Below are 20,448 nucleotides of genomic sequence, written 5' to 3'. Positions count from 1 at the left end.
CCGTCCTATTGGTGCGGCATCCTCGTGCGTATGACGACCGCCACCCCGGCACGGCTGCTCCAGTTGCTCTCCCTCCTCCAGACGCCCCGCGAGTGGCCCGGCGGTGAGCTGGCCGAGCGGCTCGCGGTGTCGCGTCGTACCGTGCGGCGGGACATCGAGCGGCTGCGCGAGCTGGGTTATCCGGTGGAGGCGACGAAGGGTTCGGACGGCGGGTACCGGCTGGTCGCGGGCAAGGCGATGCCGCCGCTGGTGCTGGACGACGAGGAGGCCGTCGCCATCGCGGTCGGGCTGCGGGCCGGTGCGGGGCACGCGGTGGCGGGCGTGGACGAGGCGTCGGTACGGGCCCTCGCCAAGCTGGAGCAGGTCCTGCCGGCCCGGCTGCGGCACCGGGTGTCCACCTTGCAGGCGGCGACCACCCCGCTGACCGTCGGGGACGGCGCGAGCATCCCGGCGGAGACGCTGACCCTGCTGGCCGGGGCCGTGGCGGGCCGGGAGCGGCTGCGGTTCGCCTATCGCGACAAGGAGGGCGGCGCGTCCCGCCGGCTGACCGAGCCGCATCGGCTGGTGTCGACGGGGCGGCGCTGGTATCTGGTCGCGTACGACCTCGATCGCGCGGACTGGCGCACGTTCCGGGTGGACCGGGTGAGCGAGCCGTTCGCCACCGGAGTCCGGTTCGAGCAGCGGGAGTTGCCGAGGGGCAGCGCGGCGGAGTATCTGCGGCAGTCGATCCAGCAGTGGCAGGAGGCGTACACCTTCGAGGTGCGGTTCGCCGCGTCGGCGGCGGATGTCGCCGAGCGACTACCGGCAACGCTCGGGACGCTCACGGACGACGGTGAGGGCGGCTGCGTCCTGGCGGGCGCCACCGGCGACCCCGTGGAGTGGCTGACGGTCCGGCTGGCGCTGACGGGGTACGAGTTCGCCGTGCGGGGGCCGGATGAACTGCTGTCGTGTGTAAGGGAGTTGGGGGGACGGCTGAGCCGGGCCGGGGATGCCCGGGGGCCTCTCGGGAACGCCTAGGGCCCTAGCGGGCACCGTCCCAGTCGAAGTCGCCCAGGGCCTTGAGGTTGCGCAGGGCCAGCGCGGCGGGGCCGTCCGGGCCGGCGGGCGGGGAGGCGGTGGCGGCCCAGGACTGCACGGCGACGCGTACGGCACTCCCGGCGACGGCGGCGGCGAAGCGCAGGTCGGGGGTGATCACCGGGACGGCGAGCGGGGGCTCGGCCGACTCCGCCTCCCCGGCGCCGACGGCTCCCGGCCCGCCCGCGAGCGACTCCCCGGCGAGCGGATCACCGGCGAACCGCTCACCAGCGACCGACTCGTCTGTGAACGGCTCCTCTGTGAACGGCTCACCTACGAACGGCTCATCCAACGACGGCGAACTCGCGTGCGCCCCACCCCCGATCGACCCACCCCTGGTCGGCCCACCGCTGGGCGACCCACTCACGTACGGCTCCCCCGCGGGCGGATCGCCCTCGTACGGCTCCCCCGCAGGCGTCTCTCCCCCACCCGTCTCTCCCGCAGCCACCCCTTCCCCGCCCGCGCCCGCTGCCTCCGCGCACGCCACTCCCCATCCCGGGGTCGCCAGCCGTCGCGCCAGGATCTCCGCCAGTGCCTCCTCCGAGGTCTGGCCCACCTCGGCCCAGACCTTGCGCAGGGCGGGGCTGGTGTCGGTCAGGCGGATCAGGGTGCGCACCCATTCCCAGGAGGCCGCCGAGACCCCGACGCCGGGGGTGAGGGTGTGCTCGACGGCGTGTTCCAGGGCCTGCGGGACGGTGAGGCGGGCCGGGGCGGTGCGGACGGCCTCGGCCCAGCGCTGGGCGCCTGCGGCGTACAGGGGCGCGACCGCCTCCTCCTTGGTGGCGAAATAGCGGTAGAAGGTGCGCGGTGCGATGCCCGCCCGCTGGGCGATGTCCTCGGCGCGGGTGGCCCGCAGTCCCTGGCGGACGAACAGCGCGGCCGCGGCCCGGGCGATCTCCATCCGGGTCTCGGCCTTGCGGCGCTCGGTGAGGGAGGGGGTCGGCGCGGCGCCGGAAGGTGACTGCGGGGTGGTGCCGGAGGTGGAGCGGGGGGTAGGACGGGGGGTGGTGCTCATCTCGGCAGGCTATGCCCGTGTGGCAGAATCTGCCATCCGGCGGTTCACCCCGGGGTTCAGGTACGGGGTGGGCCGCCCTTTGCCGTCTTCGCCGCGGTCCCCTTCCGGCTTCGCCGCCGCACCGCTTCCCAGCGTCGCACGGCCGGGCCGCGTCCGCAGCGAGGACCGCACACCGGTCCGCGCCGGGCCGCCAACCGCCTCGCGGGGAACGGGCGGTGGGCCGTTCCGGCCTCAAGGGCCCCGCAAGGTCGAGGGGTTCGGGCCGCATGGCGCGGAAACGCCGTTTCGAACCCGTGGGCGTGGGACCCGAGAAGCCGTTGGAGTGTCCCCTCGACGGCCGCCCGCACGCAGGGGAGGCCGGTGCCGCCGTCCCGTCCGGGGCGAGAAGAAGCCGGGCTCCGGCGCCCGGGGGGGGGTGGGCGCCGAAGCCCGGCTCTCGGAAGTCCCGGCGCCGGGGGGGGGGATGTGCGCAGGGACATGGCTCGCGTGGGATCGGCCGAAGGTGCGTGGGGCGGCCGGTTGCGGGTCGGTGTGTCGGCTGGGAGAGCTGGTTCGGCTGGTCTGCGGGTGACGCGATGTGGGGAGTGCGGTGTTCGCGGGGCCCCGCTGGCGGGCCCGGAGAGGTTGTTCCCTCGGGCCCGGCGGTTGAAGCGGCCCCGGAGCGCCATGTTTGCGCCGTCTTTCGCCACCCGGCGTACGCGGCCCCCCAGCTCCCCGGATCCCTTACGCCGCCGCGTCGAACCCGGTGTCCCGCGCCAGCTTCTTCAGCTCCAGCAGGGCGTGCTTCTCGATCTGCCGGATGCGCTCACGGGTCAGACCGTGCTCCTTGCCGACCTCGGTCAGGGTGCGCTCGCGGCCGTCCTCGATGCCGTACCGCATCTTGATGATGGAGGCCGTGCGCTGGTCCAGGCGGCCGATCAGGTCGTCCAGTTCCTCGCTGCGCAGCAGGGTCATCACGGACTGCTCGGGGCTGACCGCGGAGGTGTCCTCCAGCAGGTCGCCGAACTGGGTCTCGCCCTGGTCGTCCACCGGCATGTTCAGCGAGACCGGGTCGCGGGCCCAGTCGAGGACGTCGGTGACGCGCTCCGGCGTGGAGCCCAGCTCCGCCGCGATCTCCGCGGGCTCCGGCTCACGGCCGTGCTCGCGGTTGAACTCGCGCTGCACCCGGCGGATGCGGCCCAGCTCCTCCACCAGGTGGACGGGGAGGCGGATGGTGCGCGACTGGTCGGCGATGGAGCGGGTGATGGCCTGGCGGATCCACCAGGTGGCGTACGTGGAGAACTTGAAGCCCTTGCGGTAGTCGAACTTCTCGACGGCGCGCACCAGGCCCGCGTTGCCCTCCTGGATCAGGTCGAGCAGGGGCAGACCGCTGCGCGGGTAGCGCCGGGCGACCGCGACGACGAGGCGGAGGTTGGAACGGATGAAGACGTCCTTGGCCCGCTCGCCCGCGGCGACCAGGGACTCCAGCTCCTCACGGGTGGCGTCCGAGGTGGTGTCCTCGAACCCGTCGAGAACCTGTCGCGCGAACACACCCGCCTCGATGGTCTGGGACAGCTCGACCTCCTTGGCGGCGTCGAGCAGCGGTGTGCGCGCTATCTCGTCGAGGTACATGCCGACCAGGTCGCGGTCCGCGATCTCGCCGCCATGAGCGCGAACACTGCTTGCCGAGTCGGCCGTCTCGCCGGAGACGGCGGACTTACGACGGGCGACGGCACGGGTTGCCATGCGTGCTCCCTTGCGATGGTGGGCTGGCGGGTGGTCCTGCTGAACGCTCGGCTCTCCGGGGTGTCCTTGCGGACTCTCCTCTGAGTGCCCTGCATCCGATGGAAACAACGACTGGAATCAGGACAGAATTCCCAACCCGCCCCTCAATTTTTCTGATCATGCAGTACCCTGTTCCGCCGCATGGGAGGCGAGATGGTGTCCGAGCCCACAGAGGTGCAGGTCAGACCAGGAGTCGAGGGAGATCTCGATGCGCTCACGGAGATCTACAACCACTATGTGCGCGAGACGGCCATCACGTTCGACACCGTCCCTCTCACCCCGCGTGAGCGCCTGCCCTGGCTGCTCTCCCACCCGGAAGACGGCCCGCACCGCCTGATGGTTGCCGCACGGAGCGAGCCGGGCACCGGCGCCGAGCGGATCCTCGGGTACGCCACCTCCGGCCCGCACCGGCCGAAGCCCGCGTACGCGACCTCCGTGGAGACCTCGGTGTACGTCGCCCACGACGCCGGCCGGCGCGGCCTCGGCACGCTGCTCTACGACGCCCTCTTCCAGTCCCTGTCCGGCGAGGACCTGCACCGCGCCTACGCCGGGATCACCCAGCCGAACGAGGCGTCGGTACGGCTGCACACGCGCTTCGGCTTCCGGCACTTGGGCACGTTCGGTGAGGTGGGCCGCAAGTTCGGCCGCTACTGGGACGTGGCCTGGTACGCGAAGGAGCTCTAGCCCCCGAAAACCGGCCCCTCGGGACTACCCGAACTGCACCGACCGCTTCGCCAGCCCCGCCCAGAACCCGTCGATCACCGACTTCTGCGCGTCCAGCTCGCCGGCCGCCTCCGCCGCGCCCATGGTGACGAAGAGCGGGGCGAAGTGCTCGGTGCGCGGATGGGCGTAGCGGCCCGCCGGGGCCTTGCCCAGGAAGTCGAGGAGGGCGTCCCAGTCGCGGTCCGCGAGCGCGCGCCGGCCCCAGTCGTCGAACTCGGCGGACCAGCTCGGCACGCCCCCGCCCGGGTTGCGCAGGGCGGCGAGGTTGTGGGTGAAGAAGCCGGAGCCGATGATCAGCACGCCCTCGTCGCGCAGCGGGGCGAGCCTGCGGCCGATCTCCATGAGCCGCACCGGGTCGAGGGTGGGCATGGAGACCTGGAGGACGGGGATGTCGGCGTCCGGGTACATCTCGACGAGCGGGACGTAGGCACCGTGGTCCAGGCCGCGGTCGGGGATGTCCTGGACGGGCGTACCGGGGGCGCGCAGCAGCTTGCGGACCGACTCGGCCAGCTCCGGGGCGCCGGGGGCGGGGTACCGGACCTGGTAGTAGTGCTCGGGGAAGCCCCAGAAGTCGTAGACCAGCGGGACGGTCTCGGTGGCGGCGAGGGCGAGCGGGGCCTCCTCCCAGTGGGCGGAGACGATGAGGACGGCCTTGGGACGGGGCAGCGTCGCGGCCCAGGCGGCGAGCTGGCCGGGCCACACCGGGTCGTCGGCGAGCGGCGGGGCGCCGTGACTGAGGTAGAGGGCGGGCATGCGCTCCTTGGCGGCGGCGACGGACATGGCGGCGACTCCCTTTCGTCCCGGCGAGACCAGATACTTTAACTCTCAAGCTTTACTGGAAACACCGTACGCCCAACTAGTTCAAGTTTCAAAGAGGCCTTTCGTAAAGTGGACCCATGAACACGGCACCGGACTCCGCCGCACCACACCGCTGGCTCACCCCCGAGGAGCAGCGCGTGTGGCGCGCGTACCTGCACGCCACCACCCTGCTGGAGGACCACCTCGACCGGCAGCTGCAACGCGACGCGGGCATGCCGCACATCTACTACGGCCTGCTCGTCACGCTCGCCGAGGCACCCAAGCGCCGGCTGCGGATGACCGAACTGGCGATGACGGCGAAGATCACCCGCTCCCGGCTCTCGCACGCGATCGCCCGGCTGGAGAAGAACGGCTGGGTGCGCCGCGAGAACTGCCCCTCCGACAAGCGCGGTCAGTTCGCGGTGCTCACCGAGGAGGGCGCGGCCGTGCTCGGCCGTACCGCCCCGGGCCATGTGACCGCCGTACGCCAGGCCCTGTTCGACCGGCTCAGCCCGGAACAGCAGAAGGCCCTCGGCGAGATCATGGAGATCGTCGCCGAGGGCCTACAGCCGGACGAGGAGGGTGCGGACCTCCCCTGGCTCCGCTAAGTCACCTGGCTCACCGAGTACCCGAGGCTCAGTGGGCCACCACCGGCACCGGCACCTCGTCCTCGGCGCCCGCGCCGGAGGCCACCTGCGTGGTGCCCGGACGGCCGGCGTTGACGAAGGTGAAGGCGATCAGCGCGGCGACGGCCAGGATGCCGACGGCGAAGGCGATCGCCGTGCTGTAGCCGTGCACCATGCTCTGGAGCCCCACGAGCTGCTGCTGCGGCTTGGTGGTGGCACCGGCGATGTGGTCCTTGAGGTACGACGACTTCGCGGACGCGGCGATGGTGTTCAGCAGCGCCGTGCCGATCGCGCCGCCCACCTGCTGCGAGGTGTTGACCATCGCGGAGGCCACACCGGCGTCCCGGGGCTCGACGCCCGTGGTGGCCAGGGACATGGCGGGCATGAACGCGGTACCCATGCCGAGGCCCAGCAGCACCATCGCGGGCAGCAGCAGGGTGGTGTACGACGAACCGATCTCCAGCTGGGTCAGCAGCAGCATGCCGAGACCCGCGACCAGGAAGCCGGGGCCCATCAGGAACCGGGCCCGCACCCGGGTCATCAGCCGGGCGCCGATCTGGGTGGAGCCGGTGATCATGCCGGCCACCATCGGCAGGAAGGCGAAGCCGGTCTTGACCGGGGAGTAGCCCTGGACGATCTGGAGGTAGTACGTCAGGAAGAGGAACAGGCCGAACATGCCGATGATGGCGAGGCCGAGCGAGAGGTAGATGCCACCGCGGTTGCGGTCGCGGACCACGCGCAGCGGCAGCAGCGGGGCCTTGACCCGGGACTCGACCAGCACGAACGACAGCAGCAGCACCGCGGACGCCACGAACATCGAGATGGTCAGGGCGTCGCCCCAGCCGTTGGACTCGGCGCGCGTGAAGCCGTACACCAGCGCGACCAGGCCGAGGGTGGACAGCAGGACGCCGGGGATGTCGAGCGGGGCGCGGTTGCGGCCGCCCTCCGGCTCGCGGATGACCAGGGTGGCGCCGAGCGCGGCGACGATGGCGAACGGCACGTTCACGAAGAACGTCCAGCGCCAGTCCAGGTACTCGGTGAGGAAGCCGCCGAGGATCAGGCCGACCGCGCCGCCACCGCCCGCGATGGCGCCGTAGATGCCGAACGCCTTGGCGCGCTCCTTGGCGTCCGTGAACATCACGGCCAGCAGGGACAGCGCGGCGGGCGCGAGCAGGGCGCCGAAGACGCCCTGGAGGGCGCGGGCGCCGAACATCATCGGGCCCGAGACGGCGAGGCCGCCGAGCGCGGAGGCCAGCGCGAAGCCGATCAGACCGGTGAGGAAGGCGCGCCTGCGGCCCCACTTGTCGGCGATCCGGCCACCGAACAGCAGCAGACCGCCGAAGGCGAGGGCGTAGGCCGTGACGACCCACTGCCGGTTGCCGTCGGATATGCCGAGGTCCTTCTGGGCCGAGGGCAGGGCGATGTTCACGATGGTCGAGTCGAGGACGACCATCAGCTGGGCGAGCGCGATGAAGACGAGCGCTTTCCAGCGGTTGGCATCGCCGGATGGCGCGGCGATGCGGGGAGCCTTGAGGGCTTCGGACATGGGGGTACCCACTTCGGGACTTCGGGAGTTCACGAGTGCGGAGCTTCGTGACCAGGTGACGGAAAAATGACGAGAAAACGACAGTGAACGGAACGCGTCAGGAAAACGGACGACAAGAGCGAGAACGACGGAAGCGGCTGGTGCGGCGGGCGGGAGCGGTTCGGACTATGCGGCCGTACCGCACTGGCGGAGTTCCCCGACGGTGACGGCGGTGCCCGGCAGCACGGAGCGCGCGGGGGCCCGCAGGCCGTCGAGGAGAAGCTGGAGGTGGCGGTGGACGAACCGGTCGCCCTGCGGGCAACCGGTGCCGGCCGGGGGCCGGCTCAGCTGGGCCACCGCGATCATCAGGTCGCCCACCCCGACGTCGGACCGCAGCTGACCGGCCGTCACGGCCCGGCCCATGACCTCCTCCACGAGGCTCTCGACGCGCTCGCGGGAGGCTTCCAGGTCGGGGTGGTGCCGGTCGAAGGTGCTGGAGACCATCGGGCACAGCGCGCTGATCCGCTCGTCGGCGCAGGCGTGCACGAAGTGCTCCAGCGCGGCGAAGGCGTCCCCGGTCTCCGCGAGGGCCCCTTCGGCCGCCTCGGCCGTACGGTCCATCACGGAGCAGACGACCTCGCGGACGAGGGCGTCGCGGTCGGGGAAGTTGCGGTACAGCGTGGCATTGCCGACGCCGGCCCGGCGGGCGATCTCGTCCAGCGGCACGTCAGGGCCGTGCTCGGTGAACATCTCCCGGGCGGCGGTGACGATCCGCTCCCGGTTGCGCAGGGCGTCGGCGCGGGGCCGGGTCACCTTGCGCGGCGCGGGATGGGTGGCGGTCGTCACTGCGTGCTCCTCGGTCGGTTCGGTCGATGCGATGTCGATGCGTAGTCGGTGGGCCCTGATGATCCGGGGACCGGGTCCCCGTTTCGGGCGGACACAGTTCCAAACGGGGAGAGGGTCCCCACTTATTTCCCGCCCGCGGAAGAAGAACCTGTGAGCTGAGCCACATGCGCCGGGGACCCGAATTCACCCTCCCGCCCCCGCACTTCCCACGTTCGGGGCCGCCCTTCCCACGATCGGTCTCGCCCAGCGCGCGCCCGCCGGGACCCCGGCACAGGGTGATCGCAAGGGCGCAGCCAGGAGTCCGGCGGCTGCCGTGGAGCGAAGGGTCCGTGCATGCAGCCGCAGCCGCAGTCGCCCCGCCGCATATCCCCCGACCAGGACCCCAGCGGTATATCCACGCGCCGCATACCCTCGCGCCGGATGGCGCTCGCCGCGGTGACCGCGCTGACCCTCGCGATCACCACCTCCGCGGGGACCGCCCGTCTCTCGGCGCCCTCCACCGCCGGGCCGACCGGACTCGCCCGCACCGCGGCCCTCTCCCCCTGCATGATCCACGGCGGCTCCGACGTCCAGATGGCCGAGGGCGTGCCCACCCCCCACGGCTACGCCCGCTCCACCGGCACCGTGCACGCCCTGACCCTGATGGTCGACTTCTCCGACGCGCCCGGCGAGGGCAGCGCGATGGACCGCTTCCACGAGTTCTTCCCGCGCACCCAGGACTGGTTCCGCACCTCGTCGTACGGCCGCCTGGACTACCGGCCCGAGACACCGGTGAGCGACTGGCTGCGGATGCCGAAGCCGTTCAAGGCGTACGGCATAGAACGCGGCGCGCCCTTCGACCCCGGATACCGGCAGCTGGTGCAGGACATCGTGACCGCGGCCGATCCCAGGGTCGACTTCCGCTCGTACGACCTGCTGAACATATTGGTCACGCCGAACGCGGGTCCGTCCGCGCTGGACACGGTGCTGTCGGTGACCTTCGCGGGAAACGCGGACGCGCCGGTGGCCGACGGGGTGCCGGTCGCCAACGCCTCCTTCATCTACTCCCGCCAGGACGACGGCTCCGGTTCCTTCCCGCACACCGGCTACCGGGTGCTGCCGCACGAGAACGGCCACACCTTCGGCCTGCCCGACCTGTACACCCAGGACGGCGGGGGCGCGGTCGGGCACTGGGACATCATGAGCGAGGACTGGGGCGCCAACAACGACATGCTCGCCTGGGACAAGTGGAAACTGGGCTGGCTGGACGGCTCCCAGGTGGGCTGCGCGGCGAAGGGCGGCAGCGTCGAGTACTCCCTGACCCCGCTGTACAAGTCGGGCGGCGGCAAGCTGGTGATCATCCCGGTGAACGGCCACTCGGCGTACGCCCTGGAGGTCCGCGCGCAGGGCGGCAACGACGAGGCGATCTGCTGCCCCGGCGTCCTCATCTACAAGGTGGACGCGACCGTCGACACCGGCCGGGGCCCCATCACCGTCTACGACGCCCACCGCGGCAGCGGCGGCTGCACCCGCAGCCCCAATGTCCAGGCCGAGCTCTCCGACGCCCCCTTCACCCCGGGCCAGACCTTCAAGGACCCGCGGCACGGGATCGTGGTGCGGGTGGCGGGGGAGGACGACGGGACGTACCGGGTGCGGGTGACACGGACCTGAACCGTTCCCCCGGTCCGTGCCTGCCGTTCCCCGGGGCCGGGCCCGCGCTGTAGGGTCCAGCGGCTCGCACGCGGCGGGCCGGAGCAGGAGGACCCCATGGCGTTCGCCGACTACCAGAACGAGATCTACCTCGACGGCCTGCGCGGAGTGACACCGCGGCTGCCGATGACCTTCGCCGAGCTGGAGCCGCCCGCGCTGGCCGCGCTGCCGCCCTCGGTGCGGTCGTACGTCGCGGGCGGCGCCGGGGACGAGCACACCCAGCGGGCCAACGTCTCCGCCTTCGAGGAGTGGGGGCTGATCCCGCGCATGCTGGTGGGGGCGAAGGACCGCGATCTGTCCGTCGACCTGTTCGGGATGCGGCTGCCCTCCCCGCTGTTCATGGCCCCGGTCGGGGTGATCGGCCTGTGCGCGCAGGACGGGCACGGCGATCTGGCCACCGCCCGCGCCGCCGCCCGTACCGGGGTGCCGATGATCGCCTCCACCCTGACGGTGGATCCGATGGAGGAGGTGGCCGCTGAGTTCGGCGACACCCCGGGCTTCTTCCAGCTCTACACGCCCACCGACCGGGAGTTGGCGGAGAGCCTGGTCCACCGGGCCGAGGCGGCCGGGTTCCGGGGCATCGTGGTCACCCTGGACACCTGGATCACCGGCTGGCGCCCCCGCGATCTGGCCGCGAGCAACTTCCCCCAGCTGCGCGGGCACTGCCTGGCCAACTACACCAGCGACCCCGTGTTCCGCTCCCGCCTCGCCAAGTCCCCCGAGGACGACCCCTCGGCCGCCGTCCTGCACTGGGCGCTGACCTTCGGCAACCCGCTCACCTGGGACGATCTGCCCTGGCTGCGCTCGCTCACCGATCTGCCGCTGATCCTCAAGGGCATCTGCCACCCGGACGACGCCCGCCGCGCCGGGGACGCGGGCGTCGACGGCATCTACTGCTCCAACCACGGCGGCCGCCAGGCCAACGGCGGGCTGCCCGCCCTGCACTGCCTGCCCGGTGTGGTCGAGGCCGCCGGTGAGCTGCCCGTCCTCTTCGACTCCGGGGTCCGCTCCGGCTCCGACGTCGTCAAGGCGCTCGCCCTGGGCGCCCGGGCCGTCGGCATCGGCCGCCCCTACGCCTACGGCCTCGCCCTGGACGGCGCCGACGGCATCGTGCACGTCCTGCGCACCCTGCTCGCCGAGGCCGATCTGCTGATGGCCGTCGACGGCTACCCCACCCTGGCCGACCTCACCCCGGGCGCCCTGCGCCACCTCCGCTGAACCTCTGCCCGCAGGCCGTACACGCGGGCCGTACACGCCACCGCCCCGCCGCACGAGGTGCGCGGCGGGGCGGACGTCCGGCGAACCGGGCGGGCGGCCACTTCCCCTCACGGGGCATGACCACCGCCGACAGCACGGCGGGCACGGCCCCGATGAGCAGCATGACCACGGGCCAGTCGGTGGCCGAGAGGATCCCGGGGATCCCAGCGGAGTGAGGAAGGCACCCGCGAACACCACGGTGTTCTCCAGCCCGAGGGCGGTCCCGGAGCGCTCCTTGCGCGCCATGATCGCGATCTCGGCGATGACGAGGGTACGGCGGTGCCGGCCGCCCCTGCTGTCCGTCCAGCGCCCGCTCCACACCCGGGAGACCGCGCCCAGGGCCTGGACGAAGAAGAGCAGACCGGAGATGGCGGTGCTCGCACTCAGCTGCGGCGCGTGTCTCTGTCCTGGTACCGGCATCGCGCGTACAGGAGGAAGAGATGAAGTACAGAAGGAAGAGATGAACACGTCCCCGGCCGAGGGCGAGGGCCAGCCCCTGGGGCGCCGCGGGCGAAACAAGATCAAGATGAAGGAGCGCCTGTACACGGCGGCGCTGGAACTCTTCGCCGAGCAGGGCTAGAACCGGACCTCCGTCGACGAGATCGCCGAACGCGCCGACGTGGCCCGCGGCACCTTCTTCAACCACTTCCCGCGCAAGGAAGACCTGATCGGCACCTGGGGCGAACGCCGCCGGGAACGCCTGGTCAGCATCATGGCGGACGCCTTCCCCGACCGGACGGGCGCCGCGGACCGGCTGCGCCGCTGCATGACCGTCCTGGGCCACATCAACGAGGAAGAACACGACCGTATGGCCGCGATGCTGGTCGCCTGGGTCAAGGCCGGCCGCCCCCTGAGGGAGGAGCCCTACGTCGCCGAACTCTTCGCCGAGATCGTCGAGGACGGCCGCAGAACCGGCGAACTGCGCGAGGACGTCATCCCCCAACAGGTGGGCAACGTCCTCCGGGACATATACCTGGGCACTCTCTACCGCTGGTTCCGCGAGGCGGAGAACGAGCCCGAGGGCCGCCTGGAACAGGAACTGATGCAGGCATCGGAGCTCCTGCTGAACGGCATCGTGACCCGCCCCTGCCCCCACCCCTCCCCCAGCGACCGAACCCGACGTCCGCCCGATCCCCGATCCGGTACCCTGTGGGTCGAGCCCCGCCTTCGTAGCTCAGGGGATAGAGCACCGCTCTCCTAAAGCGGGTGTCGCAGGTTCGAATCCTGCCGGGGGCACAAAGAAACACCTGGTCAGAGACCCTTCCGTCCGTCGGACGGGAGGGCCTTCGTACTCGCAGCACACATATGGCACACATGGGTGCTGCGGGCAGAGGTGGGGAGCTGTGCGATATGCCCGCGAAGGACGAGCTGGCCCGCCGCCGGCACGAGAGGCTGATCGACCGACTTGAGTCGATGATGCTGGCCGCGCTGAGGCCGGAGTACGAGGGGTACTACGGGCAGCTGATCCTCGGCTCTGACGATCTTGCGGAGATGGGCGAGCTCAAGGACGTCCGGCGTGCCGCCAGGGAGGCGGGACGGCGTCTCGGCTGGAAGACGACCACCCGCCTTGTCGGCGGGAGGCTCTTCGTCCTCGACGAGCGCGAGGTGCCCGAGAGGATCGAGCGGTTGGCTGGGGATGCGGCCGCTGCTGCTATGGACCGGTTCTGGGAGGAAAGCCGCCGGCCGCGACTGACCTGATCCGAGGAAGACGAAGGGGGCACCCCACCGCATCAGCGCGGTGGGGTACCCCCTTCGGTTACGGCGCCCCGGCACGGGTTAGGCCCACATCACGCGGCGTCTTCCTCCAAGGCGACCACTGTCTCGGCGGCCTCACGGGCCTTCCGCTCCGCCTTCTCCAGCTTGGCCTTCGCCTTGGCCAATTGCTTGGAGCGGCGCTTGTGCATCTTCTTCGAGACCTCGTCCAGGCGGTCCGGGAAGAGATGCCCGTACGTGTCCAGGGTCAGCGTCGCGGACTTGTGGCCCAGCATCGTCTGGACGACGTTGACGTCCGCGCCGCTGGCGATGGCGAGCGAGGCTGCCGTGTGCCTCAGCTTGTGCGGGGTGACCTTGAGGTGCCCCAGTCCGGCCTTCACGACCGCCGGCGCGAAGAACCGCTGACGGAAGTTGCGGGCCCGCAGCGGCCCGCCCTGCGGGGCGGTGAAGAGCAAGTCGTCATCTCCCCGCCCCTGGACATGAGGCTTCAGCTCCTCGGCCAGGAACCGCGGGATCGGTACGGACCGGCGCTCGTGGTTCTTGGGGGTGTCGAGGTAGAGCTTGCCGTTGTCCTCGGCGTACGCCTCCACGATGTGGGCCCGACAGGCGTCCAGGTCGACGCGGCCCACCTTGAGCGCGGATGCCTCACCCCAGCGCAGTCCGGTGTAGGCCAGCAGCAGGATGAACACCCGGTAGGCCCCTGACGCGTTAGCCAGCGCGTCGACCTGCATGTCGTCGAGGTACACGTGATCAGCGGGCATCGCCTTCGGCAGGGGCACGCCGACAGCCGGGTTGGCTGCCAGACGACGGGCCTTGACCGCGTAGCCGAGAACGCGGCTGAGGACGACATACGCCTTGCGGACCGACCGGGGGCTGAGCTTCCTGCCGCCGGTCGCCTCGCCGGACAGCAGATCCGCGAGCCACTCGGCGATGTCCTCGAAGTGGATGCGGTCCAGCGGGGTGGTGCCCCACTTGGGGATCACGTGGACGTCGAGAACACCGCGGTAGCGAGCCCGGGTTGAGCGCTTGAGGTGGAGCTGCGCCGCCAGCCAGGACTCCGCCACCTCTGCGAACTTCACCCGCGCGGCTGCGGGATCGCGATAGGAGCCGTCGTTGAGACGCGACTCCATCCTTGTCCGCTCCGCCTCGGCGTCGACCTTGCGGGCGAAGGTCTTCATCTTCGGCCTGCCGTCGGGGTCGTACCAGCGCACGCGGTACCGCCCCGGCGGCGTACGGCCCGCCCGCTTGGCTTCCGCCGTGGCCCGTACGTACGCCGTGTGCCCTATGCGGTCCTCAATCCAGACCCGCGCCAACTAGCACCCCTCCCGGTCGCCGCTGGGCACCGACGGGAATGGCAGGAGCAGTGTCGTGGCAGGGATGCCAAGAGCGCCGGCGATGGTGACGAGGTCGTCGATGTCGCAGCGACGGCGCGCGCGTTCGGTGCGACTCAGGGCCGTGTTGGTCATCGGGCGGCCCAGTGCGGTGCAGCGGGCCGCGAGCTGGTGCTGGGTCAGGCCGCGCACGAGGCGTAGGCGCTCGATGGCGCGGGCGGTGTGGAGGCCGGCGGGGCCTATTTCGACAGGTCGGGTTGCCATGACAGTTAGCTGTAACTTGCGTCCGGCCGCCATGGCAAGAGTTGATTCTTAAACCCTACAGAAGTCACCTCAGGGCCGAGTGGCGTTCCTCTCATCGAATTCCGGCACATCACGAGCCGTTCCTCCGGGAATGCCGTGTTACTTTCCCTTCACGCTCTGCTGATGGGCGATTCGAGCAGGTATAAGCCGAACAGTCAACCGTGTTCACCGGATAGCACCCGCCCACGCCCGGGACACCCCCGAACTAGGGGTATCGGATTCCGACACCTCTACGGAAGGCTTCACGTCAAAAAATTTCGAGTTCCTCGGGAGCGATTTCGGCAACCGCGCATCCACCCTTAGTGTTTCCATCCACCCGGCCACGCAGAGAGAAGTAGTACAGAGTTTCAGAACCAACTCTGGACTTCTCTCCATGAGGTGTGGCTGTGTTGTCCAGGCCGTTGTCCAAGACCGAAAAGGAGCCTCGTGCCGACCTCTTCTCCCCGTAACACCAATGCCCCTGCAACCGCTGCAGCTGCCCGTGGCCCGCTTGCCACCCCCGCGGAGGTTGCCGCACATCTCGGAGTGCCGGTGAAGACCCTCTACCAGTGGAAGTACCGCGGCATCGGCCCCAACGTGCACAAGGTCGGCCGCCACCTGCGCTACCGCTGGACCGAGGTGGACGCCTGGGTGAACGCCCAGTCCGCGTACGACCTGACGGCCTGAAGCCGCCCCACCAGGAGAGCGAAACGGCTCTCGGCGAGCCACCGCCGAGAGCCGCAGAGTCCCTGCCCCATCGCCCTTGAACAATCGAATCGGTGGGCCGGGCCTTGCCCGTCCGGCCCACCGGGAAGGAACGCCTGTGGACGAATCTACGTCTCCGACCACCCCCGCCGCATCCTCCATACCCGCTTGGCCGGCCGTCGCCACCCCCCGCCAGGCTCCCGCCCTGGGTGCCTCCGCCGCCGAGGACGACGAGCCCACGCAGGTCGGCGAAGGCGCGCAACTGCTGGACGAGCTGCGTGAAGCCATCGCGCGGTACGTGATCCTGCCCAGCAGTGAGGCGCTGACCGCCGTGACGCTGTGGGTGGCGGCCACGCACATCCAGCCCGCGCTGCAGCACGCACCGCGTCTGGCGGTGGTCGGGCCGGCGAAACGGTGTGGCAAGTCCCGCCTGCTGGATGTGATCACGGAGACGGTGCGGGAGCCGCTGATCACTGTGAACACGAGCCCGGCGGTTGTCTTCCGCGCCATCGGTGACGACCCGCCCACCCTGCTGGTGGACGAGGCCGACACCATCTTCGGCAGCATCAAGGCCGCCGAGAAGAACGAGGAGCTGCGCGGCCTGCTCAACGCCGGCCACCAGCGCAACCGGCCCGCTCTGCGCATCTCCGGGCCGGAGCACAAGCCGCAGGCGTTCCCCACCTTCGCGATGGCCGCGCTCGCCGGCATCGGGGACCTGCCGGACACGGTCATGGACCGGGCTGTGGTGATCCGCATGCAGCGGCGCAAGGCAGGTGAGCGGGTGGAGCAGTTCCGCTCCCGCCGCGACATCCCCGCCCTGCACGCCCTGCGCGATCGGCTCACCGCCTGGCTGCGCCCGCTGATGGACACCGCAGCCGACCTGGTGCCGCCCATGCCAGTGCAGGACCGGGCAGCCGACACCTGGGAACCGCTGGTCGTCGTCGCCGAACTGGCAGGCGGCACCTGGCCCAAGAAAGCACGGACAGCCTGTGCGGCGATGTGTGCGGCCGAGGTCGGCCAGGACGACGAGTCCAACGTCAAGACGCGCCTGCTGAAGGACATCCGCCGCGTCTTCGCGTGCTACGGCGATCCCGACAGCGTACGCACGCGGGACCTGCTGGAGGAACTGCTCAAGGACCACGAGGCACCGTGGGCGGAGTACCGCAACACCGGTCTGACCCCGCGCCACCTGGGGATCCTGTTGAAGGACTTCGGTATCCAGGCGACCGTCCTCCGCTTCGAGGGCGGACGGCAGGCCCGGGGATTCACCCGCACGCAGTTCACCGACGCCTGGGCCCGCTACTGCCCTGAGGAGCAGCCTCCCGACGGCAGCGGTGAGACCACCCGTCACGAGTCGGCTGTACTCCCGTAAACACACGTCGCACACGTCGCATTGCAGGTCAACCCCGTGACGGGTCCGGTAACTGTGACGGGTCCTCCCGTATCACGCAAGGCTCCCGTACCTGCCCTGACCAGGCATGCGACGGGTGCGACGAGTCCGCCCCCTCCCCACCGGCAGCCCTGCCCTGTGGCTATGGCAGCCGTCTCTCCCTGGAGTACCACGCTTGCCTTCACGCACCACCCAAACTCCCGTGCCGCCAGTGACCGTAGCGATCCGCCTCGGGGTCGCCCTGGTCGGCACGATCGGCTTCGCCCTCTCCTACGACGCCCTGCGGCAGATGGCCGTCGCCATCCACGTCCGCGGAGTCCTCACATACGCCTTCCCGCTGGTGATCGACGGGTTCATCGCCATCGGCGTCGCCGCCCTGCTCATCCTGCGCACCGCACCCTGGCGCTCACGCCTGTACGTCTGGGCACTCGTCGGGCTCGCCACGGTCACGAGCATATGGGCCAACGCCCTGCACGCCATCCGCCTCAACCAGCAGGCACGCACCGCCGGACTGCACCTGGACGACATCACCGTCGGCGCCCTGTCCGCCATCGCCCCTCTCGCGCTCGCCGGCGCGGTCCACCTCGACCTCGTCATCCGCCGCCACCCCACACCCCGCGCGCATGAGGCTGCCGCCACAACGAGCCAAACGGTCCGCGACAGCCACAACGGCAGACACAGTGCCGAGCCGCCTGTCCGTTCGGCCGATGAGACCTCCCTGCCGAAGAAGGTGCGGTGCTCGCCCGATGTGGCCGAGCGCGCGAACGTAGCGGAGGCAGCAGTCAAGGTGCCCCAGGCCCCGAGGCCGCTCGCCAAAGAAGGCGGCCACGAACGCGACGCCACCTTCGACGAGCTGCTCGCTATCGCCCGCACCGCACCACTGGGACGCGGGGACCGCGCCTCACGCCGCAACATCGAGGCGGCCATCCGCGCCGCTGGGTACCGCATCGGCAAGGACCGCCTGACCCAGATCAAGGACCACGTGCAGGCCGAACTCGACCAGGCCGCCCGCCGGCGGCAGCACGAGCCCGACAAGGAACCCGTCGGCGCCCACTGAGTCCGCAGGCACGTCCGTCCCCCTCGCGCTCGACTCCTCCCGCTCGTCCCCGCACAGCCCGCCGCGGGACGAGCGGTCTTGGAACCATGACCTCTTTCCCACAACGCACGGAGAACCGCCCGATGCACGACCCGCACCACGAAGTGCCAAGCCTGCCGCAGCAGATGACCACTACCGCCACCAGCGCAGCAAGGTATGACGTTGGACCGTCCAAGGGCCGGTCCAACGCGGACACGTCCGCCCCGGAGGTGGCGGAGGACCTCGGGCACCAGGGGGTGCCCGAGGAGGAAACGCCCGTCGGCGCAGCCGAGCAGTCCCCCGCCGCGTCTGCCGACGAAGTCACCCTGCGTCGTATCGCCCGCCGTCGTACCCGCGAGAGCGTCCAGCGCAAAGAGCGTGTCGACGTCCGCTACAGCATCGACGAGAAGACCCGGATCCTCACCCGCGCCCGCAAGCTGGGCATCGCCGCCGCCCACCTCGTCGGCGCCGTGATCATGGCCTACCTCGACGGTGACCTCACCATGGGCCTGGCCGGGCAGCGCACCCAGCTCGACGACTGCCTCGACAAGCTCGACGCCCTGCGGGCCGGAGTCGCCCGCATCGGCAACAACGTCAACCAGATCGCCCACCGTCTCAACGCTGGAGGCGATCCACACCCTGGGGACACCTCCGTCCTCGCCCAGACCGAGCGCACCCTGGACGCCGTCCGCGCCGCGATCGGCGACATCGCGCAGACGATGAACCGGGCCGTCTCCGCGAAGGCGGCCCGGTGATCGCCAAGATCGGCAGCGGCAAGAGCACCGCCGGCCTGATCCGGTACCTGTTCGACACGAAGAAGGCGAAGGACCACACCGACCCGCACCTGGTCGCGTCCTGGGACGGTTTCGCCCCCGACCCCGGCCGCGCCAACGACTCCGACGCCACAAAGAAGCGCCTCGTGGCCGACCTCGACCTGCGGGTCAAGCAAGCCCGCCGACTGGGCCGGGCGCCCGAGCGGCACGTGTGGCACTGCTCGGTACGTGCCGCGCCCGGCGACCGGCACCTCACCGACGCCGAGTGGGCCGACATCGCCCACCGGATTGTGGCGGCCACCGGCATCGCGCCACAAGGCGATCCCGATGGGTGCCGGTGGGTCGCCGTACGCCACGCGGACGACCACATCCACATCGCCGCCACCAAGGTCCGAGGCGACCTGCGCACCGCCCGCCACTGGAACGACTACCTGACCGCGGATAAGGAACTCGCGGCCATCGAGAAGGAATACGGCCTGAAGCGGGTGGTGCGCGGCGACCGCACCGCCGCCCAGCGCCCCACCCGCGCCGAGACGGAGAAGGCCCGCCGCACCGGCAAGACCAAGACCTCCCGCGAACGCCTGCGCACCACCGTCCGCCAACTGGTCTCCATCGCCACCAGCCCCGAAGACTTCCTCCACCTGCTCGACGGCGTCGACGGCGTCCTCGTCGACTTCCAGCGCTTCCCCTCCGGCGACGTGCGCGGCTACAAGGTCGCCGTGGAAGGCGACACCAACACCGCCGGCGAGCCGATCTGGTTCTCCGGCGCCAAACTCGCCCCCGACCTGTCCTTCCCCAAGATCGCGGAACGCCTCACCGCGGTCGAGGCCCCGTCCGTCTCGCAGGCGGGCAGCCGGCGCAGGCCCAACCCCTGGCACCAGGCCGCCGCAGCAAGCGAGCGCATCCGCCACCACCTCGACCACGGCGACGACTCAGCCGCCCAGGCCCACATCGCGGCCTTCGGCGAAGCCATAGACGTGCTGCCGCTGCTCGCCCCCAGCCACCTGCGGCCACACCTGCAGCAGGCCGCCATCGTCTTCGAACGCGCCACCCGCTCCCGCATCCGCGCCCAGCAGGACCAGGCCCGCGCTCTGCGGAGCGCAGTGCGCGCCCTGCGTATCGCACCGGTCACCGGCGACGGCTCCGGGCTGGCCATGTTCCTCGACATAGCCGTCCTCGTCGTCATAGCCACAGCCCGCTGGCACCAAGCCCGCGGGCACGACCAGCAGGTCACCGCCGCCCACCAGACCCTGGTCCATCTCCAGGCCGCCTACCGACAGGCTGCTGCCGAGCCGCTGGCCGCCCTGGCCCAGCGCCAGCCACCCGCCGACATCGTGGAACGTCACACCCAGCGCATCATCGCGATCCTGCCCGAGCACGCCCAACAGGTATTCGACGACCCCGCCTGGCCGGCACTGGCCGCCGCTTTGACCGAAGCCGAGAACATTGGCCACGACCCCGAGCGGCTCCTCCGGCACGCCGCACAGCGGCGCACCCTCGACGACGCCCGCTCCACCGCCAGAACCCTCACCTGGCACATCCAACGGCTCGCTGCCCGGCAGTCGCCCAGCGATCGAGCACGAGCCGCACAAGCCCACACAAGCGCGACAGCACGACCGGCACAGCCTGGCCAGACCCCGCCGAACCCGTCGGAACCTGGTACTGCGGCACCTGCTCGGTACCGGTAGGCCCGGCGCTGACGGCCTCGCCACCGGGAGGCTGTCCGCAGAAAGGAAGGTGCCTCACCCCGCCCGACCCTGAGCTGGCTGCGGCGATCCGGAATGCGGATGATCAACCACATTCTGGGCACAAGACTGGACCGAGACAGTCAGACACTGGAGAAAGTGATGGTGCACTCATCC

Annotated in this window: 18 protein-coding genes, 1 tRNA gene and 2 pseudogenes; 14 read left to right on the top strand and 7 right to left on the bottom strand. The window is 70.8% G+C overall.

Going from position 1 to position 20,448, the window contains the following annotated elements; translation table 11 throughout:
* The first annotated feature begins 30 nt into the window (after positions 1–30).
* The gene (locus tag HEP81_RS22085; RefSeq protein WP_190276025.1) at positions 31–1,017 is read left to right on the top strand and encodes a helix-turn-helix transcriptional regulator; all 987 of its coding nucleotides are present in this window, start codon (positions 31–33) and stop codon (positions 1,015–1,017) included.
* Between the two features lie 550 nt (positions 1,018–1,567).
* Here HEP81_RS22085 and HEP81_RS22075 read toward each other — a convergent pair.
* Both HEP81_RS22075 and HEP81_RS22070 read right to left on the bottom strand, forming a co-directional pair.
* Positions 1,568–1,975: pseudogene (locus tag HEP81_RS22075) on the bottom strand (TetR/AcrR family transcriptional regulator); the annotation flags it as partial.
* 837 nt (positions 1,976–2,812) lie between these two features.
* A complete protein-coding gene (locus HEP81_RS22070) occupies positions 2,813–3,814 on the bottom strand; it encodes a sigma-70 family RNA polymerase sigma factor (RefSeq protein WP_037657708.1) in 1,002 nt (333 codons plus the stop codon).
* Positions 3,815–4,006: 192 nt separating this feature from the next.
* Here HEP81_RS22070 and HEP81_RS22065 point away from each other — a divergent pair, with 192 nt between their 5' ends.
* Positions 4,007–4,537: a GNAT family N-acetyltransferase gene (locus HEP81_RS22065; RefSeq protein WP_037657709.1), complete on the top strand. Its 531-nt coding sequence runs from the start codon at positions 4,007–4,009 to the stop codon at positions 4,535–4,537.
* A 24-nt stretch (positions 4,538–4,561) separates the two neighbouring features.
* Here HEP81_RS22065 and HEP81_RS22060 read toward each other — a convergent pair whose 3' ends face one another.
* Complete coding sequence (locus HEP81_RS22060; protein ID WP_037657710.1) at positions 4,562–5,356, bottom strand: dioxygenase family protein; 795 nt, start codon at positions 5,354–5,356, stop codon at positions 4,562–4,564.
* Between the two features lie 116 nt (positions 5,357–5,472).
* Here HEP81_RS22060 and HEP81_RS22055 point away from each other — a divergent pair, with 116 nt between their 5' ends.
* A complete protein-coding gene (locus HEP81_RS22055) occupies positions 5,473–5,982 on the top strand; it encodes a MarR family winged helix-turn-helix transcriptional regulator (protein ID WP_037657711.1) in 510 nt (169 codons plus the stop codon).
* Positions 5,983–6,010: 28 nt separating this feature from the next.
* On the opposite strand, the gene HEP81_RS22050 is transcribed toward HEP81_RS22055, so the two are convergent.
* Both HEP81_RS22050 and HEP81_RS22045 read right to left on the bottom strand, forming a co-directional pair.
* Positions 6,011–7,546 (bottom strand): MFS transporter, encoded by a 1,536-nt coding sequence (locus HEP81_RS22050; protein WP_037657712.1) that lies wholly within the window; start codon positions 7,544–7,546, stop codon positions 6,011–6,013.
* Positions 7,547–7,711: 165 nt separating this feature from the next.
* Positions 7,712–8,371, bottom strand: coding sequence for a TetR/AcrR family transcriptional regulator (locus tag HEP81_RS22045; RefSeq protein ID WP_037657713.1), 660 nt, complete (start codon positions 8,369–8,371; stop codon positions 7,712–7,714).
* 333 nt (positions 8,372–8,704) lie between these two features.
* Here HEP81_RS22045 and HEP81_RS22040 point away from each other — a divergent pair, with 333 nt between their 5' ends.
* The 6 genes and pseudogenes from HEP81_RS22040 to HEP81_RS22020 all read left to right on the top strand — a co-directional run bounded on the left by HEP81_RS22040 (position 8,705) and on the right by HEP81_RS22020 (position 13,015).
* Entirely contained in the window at positions 8,705–10,021 is a 1,317-nt protein-coding gene (locus HEP81_RS22040) for a M6 family metalloprotease domain-containing protein (protein WP_037657715.1), read from the top strand.
* A gap of 96 nt (positions 10,022–10,117) precedes the next feature.
* Positions 10,118–11,278, top strand: coding sequence for an alpha-hydroxy-acid oxidizing protein (locus tag HEP81_RS22035; RefSeq protein ID WP_037657717.1), 1,161 nt, complete (start codon positions 10,118–10,120; stop codon positions 11,276–11,278).
* Positions 11,279–11,912: 634 nt separating this feature from the next.
* Positions 11,913–11,975: pseudogene (locus tag HEP81_RS42695) on the top strand (TetR family transcriptional regulator); the annotation flags it as partial.
* 54 nt (positions 11,976–12,029) lie between these two features.
* On the top strand, positions 12,030–12,518 hold the full coding sequence (locus HEP81_RS42690) for a hypothetical protein (protein WP_381126048.1): 489 nt from the start codon (positions 12,030–12,032) through the stop codon (positions 12,516–12,518).
* A tRNA-Arg gene (locus tag HEP81_RS22025) sits at positions 12,481–12,553 on the top strand. The genes HEP81_RS42690 and HEP81_RS22025 overlap by 38 nt, the downstream gene beginning before the upstream one ends.
* A 114-nt stretch (positions 12,554–12,667) precedes the next feature.
* Positions 12,668–13,015 carry a hypothetical protein gene (locus HEP81_RS22020; protein WP_037657721.1) on the top strand — a complete coding sequence of 116 codons (348 nt, stop codon included), beginning with the start codon at positions 12,668–12,670 and terminating at the stop codon, positions 13,013–13,015.
* Between the two features lie 89 nt (positions 13,016–13,104).
* Here the strand turns inward: HEP81_RS22020 and HEP81_RS22015 are convergent, their stop codons facing one another.
* Complete coding sequence (locus tag HEP81_RS22015) at positions 13,105–14,343, bottom strand: tyrosine-type recombinase/integrase (protein ID WP_167739855.1); 1,239 nt, start codon at positions 14,341–14,343, stop codon at positions 13,105–13,107.
* Complete coding sequence (locus tag HEP81_RS22010) at positions 14,344–14,625, bottom strand: helix-turn-helix domain-containing protein (RefSeq protein ID WP_037657824.1); 282 nt, start codon at positions 14,623–14,625, stop codon at positions 14,344–14,346.
* Positions 14,626–15,090: 465 nt separating this feature from the next.
* Between HEP81_RS22010 and HEP81_RS22005 the strand changes: the two genes are divergently transcribed.
* The 5 genes from HEP81_RS22005 (at position 15,091) to HEP81_RS21985 (ending at position 20,274) form a co-directional block, all read left to right on the top strand.
* Positions 15,091–15,330: a helix-turn-helix transcriptional regulator gene (locus tag HEP81_RS22005; RefSeq protein WP_078967454.1), complete on the top strand. Its 240-nt coding sequence runs from the start codon at positions 15,091–15,093 to the stop codon at positions 15,328–15,330.
* 136 nt (positions 15,331–15,466) lie between these two features.
* Positions 15,467–16,720, top strand: a complete 1,254-nt coding sequence (locus tag HEP81_RS22000; protein WP_037657725.1) for a DUF3631 domain-containing protein — start codon at positions 15,467–15,469, stop codon at positions 16,718–16,720.
* Positions 16,721–16,940: 220 nt separating this feature from the next.
* Positions 16,941–17,795, top strand: coding sequence for a DUF2637 domain-containing protein (locus tag HEP81_RS21995; protein ID WP_037657727.1), 855 nt, complete (start codon positions 16,941–16,943; stop codon positions 17,793–17,795).
* A 122-nt stretch (positions 17,796–17,917) separates the two neighbouring features.
* Positions 17,918–18,568, top strand: a complete 651-nt coding sequence (mobC, locus tag HEP81_RS21990) for a plasmid mobilization relaxosome protein MobC (protein ID WP_078967455.1) — start codon at positions 17,918–17,920, stop codon at positions 18,566–18,568.
* Positions 18,565–20,274: a relaxase/mobilization nuclease domain-containing protein gene (locus tag HEP81_RS21985; protein WP_037657732.1), complete on the top strand. Its 1,710-nt coding sequence runs from the start codon at positions 18,565–18,567 to the stop codon at positions 20,272–20,274. The genes mobC and HEP81_RS21985 overlap by 4 nt, the downstream gene beginning before the upstream one ends.
* Positions 20,275–20,448 lie beyond the last annotated feature (174 nt).

It is taken from the genome of Streptomyces griseofuscus (genome assembly GCF_014673495.1).
GTDB lineage: Bacteria > Actinomycetota > Actinomycetes > Streptomycetales > Streptomycetaceae > Streptomyces > Streptomyces murinus.
The sequence above is the reverse complement of the archived record's forward strand: the minus strand, read 5'-3'. Positions and strand labels throughout refer to the sequence as shown.

What these genes read in the sequence shown, in the direction of transcription:
- mobC (WP_078967455.1), top strand. Translation starts at nt 17,918, where the DNA reads ATGCACGACCCGCACCACGAAGTGCCAAGCCTGCCGCAGCAGATGACC.
- HEP81_RS22010 (WP_037657824.1), bottom strand. Translation starts at nt 14,625, where the DNA reads ATGGCAACCCGACCTGTCGAAATAGGCCCCGCCGGCCTCCACACCGCC.
- HEP81_RS22035 (WP_037657717.1), top strand. Translation starts at nt 10,118, where the DNA reads ATGGCGTTCGCCGACTACCAGAACGAGATCTACCTCGACGGCCTGCGC.
- HEP81_RS22020 (WP_037657721.1), top strand. Translation starts at nt 12,668, where the DNA reads ATGCCCGCGAAGGACGAGCTGGCCCGCCGCCGGCACGAGAGGCTGATC.
- HEP81_RS22040 (WP_037657715.1), top strand. Translation starts at nt 8,705, where the DNA reads ATGCAGCCGCAGCCGCAGTCGCCCCGCCGCATATCCCCCGACCAGGAC.
- HEP81_RS22070 (WP_037657708.1), bottom strand. Translation starts at nt 3,814, where the DNA reads ATGGCAACCCGTGCCGTCGCCCGTCGTAAGTCCGCCGTCTCCGGCGAG.
- HEP81_RS22050 (WP_037657712.1), bottom strand. Translation starts at nt 7,546, where the DNA reads ATGTCCGAAGCCCTCAAGGCTCCCCGCATCGCCGCGCCATCCGGCGAT.
- HEP81_RS22055 (WP_037657711.1), top strand. Translation starts at nt 5,473, where the DNA reads ATGAACACGGCACCGGACTCCGCCGCACCACACCGCTGGCTCACCCCC.
- HEP81_RS22085 (WP_190276025.1), top strand. Translation starts at nt 31, where the DNA reads ATGACGACCGCCACCCCGGCACGGCTGCTCCAGTTGCTCTCCCTCCTC.
- HEP81_RS22060 (WP_037657710.1), bottom strand. Translation starts at nt 5,356, where the DNA reads ATGTCCGTCGCCGCCGCCAAGGAGCGCATGCCCGCCCTCTACCTCAGT.
- HEP81_RS22065 (WP_037657709.1), top strand. Translation starts at nt 4,007, where the DNA reads ATGGTGTCCGAGCCCACAGAGGTGCAGGTCAGACCAGGAGTCGAGGGA.
- HEP81_RS42690 (WP_381126048.1), top strand. Translation starts at nt 12,030, where the DNA reads ATGGCGGACGCCTTCCCCGACCGGACGGGCGCCGCGGACCGGCTGCGC.